Here is a 6,235-nt window from a genome sequence, read left to right on the forward strand (position 1 = left end):
GGGTCCCGTCCCCCGCGGGAGGCATCTATGAGCTATCGGCCAGAGGACGCCGTCACCGTCGACGACGTCCGCGCCGCCCGGAAGCTGCTCCGCGAGGTGGTCGTGCCCACCCCGCTGATCCCGTCCCGGGTGCTGTCGGAGCAGATCGGCGGCCCCGTCCTGCTGAAATGCGAGAACCTGCAGCGCACCGGCTCGTTCAAGATCCGCGGCGCGTACGCGCGGATCGCCGGGCTGACCGAGGCCGAACGCGCCGGCGGCGTGGTGGCGGCAAGCGCGGGCAACCACGCGCAGGGCGTCGCGCTCGCCGCGGCCATGCTCGGCTGCCGGGCGACCGTGTTCATGCCGGTCGGCGCGCCGCTCCCCAAGATCGCCGCGACCCGCGGCTACGGCGCCGAGGTCGTGTTCCCGGGCCCGACCGTCGACGAGTGCCTCACCGCCGCGCAGGAGTACGCCGACGAGTCCGGCGCGGTGCTCATCCACCCGTTCGACCACCCCGACGTCGTCACCGGGCAGGCCACGATCGGCCTGGAGATCATGGAGGGGTGCCCGGACGTCCGGACCATCGTGGCCCCGGTGGGCGGCGGCGGCCTGCTGGCGGGCATCGCGGCGGCGGCCAAGGGGGTCGCGCAGGAGACCGGCGGGCGGCAGATCAAGGCGCTCGGCGCGCAGGCCAAGCGGGCGGCGGCGTTCCCGCCCTCGCTCGCCGCCGGCCGCCCCGTGCCGGTCGCGGTGGAGCCGACGATGGCGGACGGCATCGCGGTCGGCCGCCCCGGCGAGCTGACCCACGCCATGTTCACCGAGCTGGTGGACGCGGTCGTCACCGTGACCGAGGAGTCCATCTCCCAGGCGCTGCTGCTGTGCCTCGAACGCGCCAAGCAGGTCGTCGAGCCCGCGGGAGCGGCCGGGGTCGCGGCGCTGCTGGAGCACGGGTACGCGGTCGAGCCGCCGGTGGTGGTCGTACTGTCGGGCGGCAACATCGACCCGCTGCTGCTGTCGAAAGTGCTGCGGCACGGGCTCGCGGGCGCGGGACGCTACCTGGTCGTCCGCTGCCGGCTGAAGGACCGTCCGGGCGCCCTGGTGACGCTGCTCAGCGAGCTCGCCGAGCTGGGCGTGAACGTCCTGGACGTGATGCACGAGCGGGTCGCGGCCCGCCTGCACGTCGAGGAGGCCGAGGTCCTCATGCATCTGGAGACGCGCGGCTCCGGCCATTCGGAGGACGTCATCGGCCGCCTCCGCGAGAAGGGCTACACCCTCACCCTCAGCTGAACGAACGTTCACCTGCGGCGTGTCGTCGCCATCCGCACGCTCATGACGACGACACGCCGCAAGTCAACGAGCGATCAGAGGGACGGCTTGCCCTCGGAGTAGAGCCACGCGTCGGCCCAGGCGTCCAGCTTCTTGTGCGAGAGCCGCTCGGCGAAGCGGACGAGGTCCTTCGTCGAGGCGTTGCCGTAGCGGTACGTCGCCGGCCACTCCCTCAGCAGCCGGTAGAAGGCCTTCTCACCGATGGTCCGGCGCAGGACGTGCACGGCCATCGCGCCGCGGTCGTAGACGAGACCGTCGAAGATGTGGTCGCGGCCGGGGTCCGAGACGACGCCCTTCCAGAGGCCGTCGTCCGCGGGCGTCGCGTAGACCGCGTCGAAGCTCTCCTGGACGGGCGTGCCCTCGAACTTCTCGGCGTACAGCCACTCGGAGTACGTCGCGAAGCCCTCGTTCATCCAGATGTCGGCCCACCGCTCGGGCGTGACCGAGTCCCCGAACCACTGGTGGCCCAGCTCGTGCGCGACCAGCGAGCCGCTCGGGATGGCGCCCGGCCGGCGGCCGAGGTCGTACACCGGGCGGCCCTGGGTCTCCAGCGCGTACCCGAAGCCGCCCTTGACCACGATCCCGCCCGTCGAGGTGAACGGGTAGCGGCCGTACAGCGACGCCTGGAAGTCCTGGATCTCGGCGGTCTGCCGGTGGAACTTCCGCGCGTCCTCCGGCTTGACGCCCTGGGCCCGGTCGGTGGCGGTCAGGTTCGGCACGCCGTCGCCCGTCCGCCCGGTGATGACGTCGTACTTGCCGATCGCGAGCATCGACAGCTCGCTGGCCATCGGGTGCCGCATGACCCAGCGCGTCGTCGTCCAGCCGCCCTTGGTCGACGTGCCGCGCAGGTCGCCGTTGGACAGCGTGGTGTGGCCCTTGGGCGCCGTGAGCGTGAACGTGTACGTCGCCTTGTCGGTCGGGTGGTCGTTCACCGGGTAGACGGTGGCGGCGCCGAACGGCTGGTTGACCATGACCGCGCCGTCGGCCGTCGGGATCCAGCCCGACGTCCCCAGCGTGGCGTCGTTGATGGGCTGCGGGACGCCCGAGTACGCGACGGTCACCGTGAAGTGCCGGTGCTTGCGCAGCCCCTTGCGCGGGGTGATGACGAGTTCCTGGGCCCCCGTCCGCTTGAAGGACGCCTTGTGCCCGTCCACCTTCAGCGACGAGATCGTCAGGGGGCCGAGGAAGTCCAGGTTGAACCGGGACAGGTTCTGCGTCGCCCGGGCCTTGATCTTGGTGACGGCCCGGATCCCCTTCGTCGCCGGGTCGTACTTCAGCCCGATGTCGTAGTGGGCGACGTCGTAGCCGCCGTTCCCCATGTCGGGGAAGTAGGGGTCGCCGGCGCCGGGCGCGCCGGGTGTGAACCGCTCCGCGGCGCTCGCGGGCGCCGCCGACACGGTGAGAGCCGCGGCGACGCCCAGCGTCACGGCGGCGAAGGCTCTGGGGGTTGTGCTCATCGGCCTCGTCCTCGGTGCTCCTCGGTGACGGCCGCCGCTCCGTCACGACGGCCGTGATCAAGACTTTCTCCTGACCGGGAACGGTTCAAGCGCGACTTGGTCTCGAATACGCGAGCATGAGGTGCCTTTTGTGACCGGATGTGGACCCTGTTACCTGGCCGGCCGGCCCTTCTCGTAGAGCCAGCCGTCGAAGAACGAGTCCAGCTTCTTGCCCGAGACCTTGTTCGCCGTCTCGATGAACTGCGGCGTCGTGGCGTTGGAGTGGCGCTTCTCGTCCGCCCACGTCTTCAGGATCTTGTAGAAGGTCTCCTCGCCGACCCGTCCGCGCAGCGCCACCAGCGTCATCCCGCCGCGGTCGTACACCGAGCGGCCGAACATCTGCTTGCGGCCCGGGTCGCCGGGCGGGTGGTCCCACAGGTCCTTCGCGAGGGGGCTCTTGTAGCGCTCGTCGAACTGCTCCTGGACGGTCCGGCCGCCGCTCCTCTCCTCCCACAGCCACTCGGCGTAGGTGGCGAAGCCCTCGTTCAGCCAGATGTCCTTCCACCCGGTCACGCTGACGCTGTCGCCGAACCACTGGTGCGCCAGCTCGTGCGCCACGATCGTGGGCTCGGCCCCGAACGACCCGTACACCGGCCTGGTCTGCGTCTCCAGCGCGAAACCGACCTCCGCGTTGTCGACCAGCCCGCCGCTGGAGTCGAACGGGTAGGGGCCGAACAGCTTGGCGAACTCGTCGGTGATCTCGGTGTTCAGGCCGTGGAAGGCGTCCAGGTTGACCATGGAGAGGGTCGGGTCCGCCGCGCTGATGACCTCGACGCCGCTCTTGGTGCGCCCCGTCCGCACGTCGAAGCGCCCGACGGTGACGGTCGCGAGATAGGTGGCCATCGGCGCCTTGACGTGCCACTTGGACGTCGTCCGCGCCCGGTGCCCGATCGGCTCGACTCCCGGGACGCCCGTGCTCGGGGGCCCGCCCGGACCCGTGCTCGGCGGGGCGCCCGGCAGGCCGGGCGCGTCACCGCCGGTCCCGGTGGGCGGCGTCGCCGGCTCGCCGTTGGCGATGGCCGTCAGCCCCTGCGGGACCGTGATCTCGAAGTCGAACGTGGCCTTGTCGCTCGGGTGGTCGTTGCTCGGGAACCAGGTCTGCGCCCCGCTCGGCTGGCACGCGACGAACACCCCGTCGGACGTGCGGATCCACCCGTAGGTGCCGAGCACGGGATCCGACACCGGCTCCGGCGTCCCCGAGTACTCGATCACGGTGGTGAACTGCGCGCCCTTCCGCAGCGGCTTCGCCGGGGTGACCTCCAGCTCGCTGCCGCCGCGCTGCTGCCGCGCCGGGGCGTCGTCCACCTTGATCGACGCCACCTTGAGGCCGCTCAGGTCCAGGTTGAAGCGGGCGAGCCGCTCCGTCGCCTTCGCCGTGATGGTGGCGGTGCCCTTCAGTTGCTCGCCGGCGTTCGGGTCGATGTTCAGCTTCAGCGAGTAGTGCTGGACGTCGTAGCCGCCGTTGCCGTCCCCCGGCACGTAGTCGTCGCCCGCGCTCGTCGGCCCGGCCGGGCCGGTCGCGGCCGACCCCGAGGGCGGGCCGGACGAGCCCGCTTCGTCGTCGAAGGGGGTCAGCTGGCAGGCCGCGGTCAGCGACCCCGCGACGGCGAGCGCGGCCAGTCCCGCGGCACCACGGAACGCGGTCCGCGAGCCGTGGCGGCGTCGGATGGGGGATTCTCCGGCCTTATGCACGCGCCAAGCCTGCCCGGCCGGGTATGCGCAGGGCAACTCCGAGCCGCTCCCGGTCAGCGCTGGGCGTAGGGATCGGGGGCGTTGGGGCTCGCCCTGACGACGACGGTGCGCGCCGCCTTGCAGTGCAGTGCCTGCTTCCGCGGGTCCCACAGGATCCATACGACGTTGATCAGGCCGATGCAGCCGCAGATGCCGCCGAGCACGCTGTAGAACGCGGAACGGCCCGCGGCCTGCCCCGTGGTGATCGCCTGCCCGTTGTCCTCCCGGACGACCCTGATCCCCAGGAGCCTCTTGCCGAGCGTCTGCCCCCATCTGGCGTGCATCAGCCAGTAGTAGAAGAAGCCCAGCACCACACCGATCGCGTTGCTCGACAGTTGGGCGTTGGAGGAGTACACCGACCCGCGCGTGCTGTCGTCGAAGACGTTGCCCCAGTCGACGAACGGCAGCGAGATCAGGCTGGTGACGATTCCGACGAGGACGATGTCCACGATGGCCGCGCCCAGCCGCGCCCAGCGGCTCGCCAGTTCCTGGGAGGGATCGCCGTAGCCGCCCGCGCCGCCGTAGCCGGCCGGGGTGCCGTACCCGGGCTCGTCGCCGTATCCGGACTGGCCGGGGTACTTCGGCAGCCCCCCGTACCCGGGCTGCTGCCCGTAGGGCTGCTCTCCGTAGGGCTGCTCTCCGTAGGGCTGCTCTCCGTAGGGCTGCTCTCCATGAGGCTGCTGGCCGCCGTACGGTTGCCGTCCCCCGTAGGGCTGCTCACCACCGTGCGGACCAGGACGGCCGGGACCCTGCGGAGGGCCCTGCGGAGGGCCCTGCGGCCAGTCTTCCGGCTCTCCTCCGGACGCGGGGTCGTTCGGCGGTTGCGTCATGCCGGAAGGGTGGCCGCGCCGCCGCCGTCCAAACTCCCCGCGTCCGGGGGCACCGCAGAGTTTGCGCAAAGAAGATCAAAGCTTGCCCGTACCGGGGATGCTCAGGACTTGTCGTACGGGTTGGGCATCCACGGCGCCGTCTTCACCACCAGCGTCCCCGCCACCTTGTCGTGCAGCGCCTGCCGGCGTTCGTCCCACAGGATCCACGCCGTGTCCAAGAGCCCGAGCAGCCCGAGGACGGCTCCGGCGGCCACGAAGAAGTTGAGCGCGGTCGTGACGATCGTGATGGCGTACACGAACGCCTGCCTGCCGATGGCCTGGCCCCAGCTCACGGCGGAGTGGTCGGCGGCGCTCACCACCCGGATGCCGAGGGCCTTCTTGCCGATCGTCTGGCCGGACCTGGCGTGCATGACGGTGAAGTACGCGAAGCCCACCGCGAACGCGATCGCGTATCCGACCATGAGCCGCGGGATGTTGTAGAGGTCCAGGGGGTCGGCGATCGGCTCACCGGACTCGATGGACTCCTGCATCTTGTCCCAGCGCACGGAGAACAGGATGGCCGGCACGGACACGACGGCGAGGATGAGGGAGTCCAGGATCGCGGCGCCGAGCCGGGCCCAGCGTCCGGCCAGCATGTCCCGGGGGCCGGCGACGCCCGGATGCGGCTGGAGGGGCGGTCCGTAGCCCGGGTGCTGGGCGGCGGCGGGCGGCCCGTACCCGGGCGCCGGGGGCGTGCCGTGTCCGGGCGCCGGGGGAGGCGGCGCCTGTCCGGGCTGCGCGCCGTAGGTGCCCTGGTACGGCGGCGGCCGCTCGGCGGTGGGCTCGCGGTCGCCGTCCGCGGCCCCCGCATCCGGCTTGGGGTCGGGCTTGGGG

Annotated in this window: 5 protein-coding genes; 1 reads left to right on the forward strand and 4 read right to left on the reverse strand. The window is 71.6% G+C overall.

Annotated features, from left to right (window positions below; all coding sequences use genetic code 11):
- Window positions 1-27: 27 nt before the first annotated feature.
- Entirely contained in the window at window positions 28-1,266 is a 1,239-nt protein-coding gene (gene ilvA / locus E1266_RS18075; RefSeq protein ID WP_132048424.1) for a threonine ammonia-lyase, read from the forward strand.
- Window positions 1,267-1,340: 74 nt separating this feature from the next.
- Here the strand turns inward: ilvA and E1266_RS18080 are convergent, their stop codons facing one another.
- From E1266_RS18080 to E1266_RS18095, 4 genes are all read right to left on the reverse strand, one after another.
- Window positions 1,341-2,762, reverse strand: coding sequence for a M1 family metallopeptidase (locus tag E1266_RS18080; RefSeq protein ID WP_132048426.1), 1,422 nt, complete (start codon window positions 2,760-2,762; stop codon window positions 1,341-1,343).
- A gap of 150 nt (window positions 2,763-2,912) precedes the next feature.
- Window positions 2,913-4,493 (reverse strand): M1 family metallopeptidase, encoded by a 1,581-nt coding sequence (locus E1266_RS18085; protein WP_243718538.1) that lies wholly within the window; start codon window positions 4,491-4,493, stop codon window positions 2,913-2,915.
- A 53-nt stretch (window positions 4,494-4,546) separates the two neighbouring features.
- The gene (locus E1266_RS18090; protein WP_132048430.1) at window positions 4,547-5,362 is read right to left on the reverse strand and encodes an RDD family protein; all 816 of its coding nucleotides are present in this window, start codon (window positions 5,360-5,362) and stop codon (window positions 4,547-4,549) included.
- A gap of 101 nt (window positions 5,363-5,463) precedes the next feature.
- Window positions 5,464-6,235: RDD family protein (locus E1266_RS18095; protein ID WP_132048432.1), on the reverse strand; the 772-nt coding region annotated here is incomplete at its 5' end.

Source organism: Actinomadura sp. 7K534 (genome assembly GCF_004348575.1).
GTDB lineage: Bacteria > Actinomycetota > Actinomycetes > Streptosporangiales > Streptosporangiaceae > Spirillospora > Spirillospora livida.